3 protein-coding genes and 1 pseudogene are annotated in these 2,615 nt (G+C 27.0%); 1 reads left to right on the top strand and 3 read right to left on the bottom strand.

Annotation, left to right across the window (positions count from 1 at the left end):
- Positions 1 to 838 (bottom strand): aminotransferase-like domain-containing protein (locus tag G3997_RS03930; protein ID WP_296648449.1); only part of this gene is annotated, 838 nt, incomplete at its 3' end.
- Positions 839 to 865: 27 nt separating this feature from the next.
- Positions 866 to 964, bottom strand: a pseudogene (locus G3997_RS11555) (D-alanine--D-alanine ligase); the annotation flags it as partial.
- Positions 965 to 970: 6 nt separating this feature from the next.
- On the opposite strand from G3997_RS11555, the gene G3997_RS11805 reads away from it, so the two are divergent.
- A complete protein-coding gene (locus G3997_RS11805; protein WP_442971237.1) occupies positions 971 to 1,309 on the top strand; it encodes a M24 family metallopeptidase in 339 nt (112 codons plus the stop codon).
- A 55-nt stretch (positions 1,310 to 1,364) separates the two neighbouring features.
- Here the strand turns inward: G3997_RS11805 and G3997_RS03915 are convergent.
- The coding region (locus tag G3997_RS03915; RefSeq protein WP_330616201.1) for a cation:proton antiporter at positions 1,365 to 2,615 on the bottom strand (1,251 nt) is incomplete at its 5' end.

The following is a 2,615-nucleotide window of genomic DNA, read 5'->3' as shown; positions in this document are numbered from 1 at the left end:
ATTTATATCTACTCTCAGGAGACATAACAGTACCTGTTGGATTATGATAAGAAGGGGTAATATATGCAAATTTTATTTTACCCTTATATTGTATTAATTGTTTTTTTAACATATTAAAGTCTAAACCATTTTTATCTATAGTTACTGGAATAAGATTTAGATTTAATGCCTTCATAATCTTTATAGTAGTATTATGTGTTGGATTCTCACAAAGTACATAATCTCCAGGAGATGTAAATGATGATAAAAGAATATCTAATCCATCTGTAAATCCATTAGTTATCAAAATATCTTTATTAGAAGTATCAACGCCTTTTTTATTCATATATTCAAATAAATAGTCTATAAGAGGTCTATAACCTTGAGCATAYCCATAGTTAAGTAGTTTATGTCCTTCAAGGGAAATCCTATTTAAAAATGATTTTTTTAATTCATCCATATTAAATAATTCACCATCAGGAGAAATACTTTTAAAAGATATTATATCAGGCGTACAAGATATTTCGTTTTTTATAATATCCATAGAATTTGCAGTTTTTGAATAATTATTTTCAATAATATTCCAATCTATATACCAATTACTTTTACTAGTATCTTTTTTTGAATTAGCAAATGTGCCTTTTCCAGGAATAGAGTAAATATATCCTTCAGATTTTAATTCTTCATATGCTAAAATAACTGAATTTCTACTAACTTTTATAAGAGAACTAAGCTCCCTTGTAGAAGGGAGCTTACTTTTATCAGGTATTAGTCCTTTAGAAATCATATCAACAATATGATTTTTTATTTGTATATAAATTGGCTCATTGTTATTAATCTTAAGATTAGAGAATAACAAATTATCACCTCGATTTTATTTTAAATTTTATAAAGAGAACTCTATAATTTTATCTAACAAACTAGGAAAGTCTAGTCCAGCTGCAGCTGCACTTTTAGGAATTAAGCTATTTTTAGTTAACCCTGGAAGTGTATTAAGGGTTTAACTTTAAGAGATTTAAATGATATAGCTAAAAGTGAACTTGCTAAAGGATGTATTAAAATAGGACTTATAAAAAATGAAGATGAAATAAGTAAATACTATTTCCATTCAGTTTCTCATTCATTAGGTCTTGATACACATGATGTATGGTTATTAGATTCTAAATTAGAAAAAGGTTGTGTAATAACAAATGAACCTGGACTATATATAGAAGAAGAAGGAATCGGTATAAGACTTGAAAATGACTTATTAATAACTGATAATGGCTGCGAAAATTTATCTATTAATATTCCTATTGAAATAGAAGAAATAGAATCTCTTATGAAATAAAAAATGTCCCCCTTAAAATATATCAAAGGGGGACATTTTTTATATACTAAATTTATCATTGAACATTTACTTCATTTTTATCTTTAAAAGCTAAATTTAACAAAATAGGTGAAATTATAGTTGTTACAACTACTACTATAATAATAGGACCTAGCATTACATTTTGAAGTACACCAAGTGCTGATCCCTTACTTGCAACTATAAGTGCTACTTCTCCTCTAGATACCATACCAGTACCGATTTGTATACACTCTATATTTGAATACTTACACAGTTTTGCTCCTATTCCTGCTCCTATAACTTTAGTTAATATTGCTACAATAGTTAGTATGATAGCAAACATTACTATTTCAATACTCATATTAGGTAATTCTACCTTAAGACCTATACTTGCAAAAAATACTTGTGATAGTAATGAGTAAGATACAATATCAACTCTACTAGATACATATTCTTTTCTATATACATTAGATAAGATTAAACCTGCTATAAATGCGCCTGTAATATCTGCAACTCCAAATACTTCTTCTGATACATAAGCTAATAATAAACAAAATACTAACGATGCTGTTATAAATCTTCTCCTATCTCTATTTTCATGTCTCATCCATGTATCAAATAATTTATATACAAAAACTCCTATTATAATTACAAATATAAAATATGCAACTATTTTTAATAATATTAATCCAACATTAATGGATGGATCTGCCATACTGCTTATAATAGTTAATGCAACTATTCCAAGTATATCATCTATAATAGCTGCTCCTAATATTGCAGTCCCTGCAGAAGTATTTAATTTTCCCATTTCTTTTAAAGTTTCCACTGTGATACTTACTGACGTGGCTGTCAAAATAACACCAACAAATATATTTTCTAATAAGGCATTTGTAGTAGATCCCTTAATTATATCTAAGTCTCTAAAAAAGTATGCTACTAAAAATCCTCCAACTAAAGGAATTATTACACCAAATATTGCAATTATAAATGATGCTTTACCTGTTTTCTTTAATTCTTTTAAATCTGAGTCTAAACCTGCAGAAAACATTAATAAGATAACTCCAAGTTCAGATAATTGTATTATAAAATTTGTCTCTTTTAAGATATTAAATACTGCAGGACCAAGAATTAATCCAGCTAATAATGCACCTACTACTTGAGGCATCTTAAATCTTTTAGTAATTATACCTAAAATCTTTGTACTTAATAATATTAACGCTAAGTCCAGCAAGTAATTATAAGATACCATACAACAATACCCTCCCATAACAATCTTCATATTGTATGACATTATATAAATATA

Source organism: Romboutsia sp. 13368, from assembly GCF_018336475.1.
Classification (GTDB): domain Bacteria; phylum Bacillota; class Clostridia; order Peptostreptococcales; family Peptostreptococcaceae; genus Romboutsia.
The sequence above is the reverse complement of the archived record's forward strand: the minus strand, read 5'-3'. Positions and strand labels throughout refer to the sequence as shown.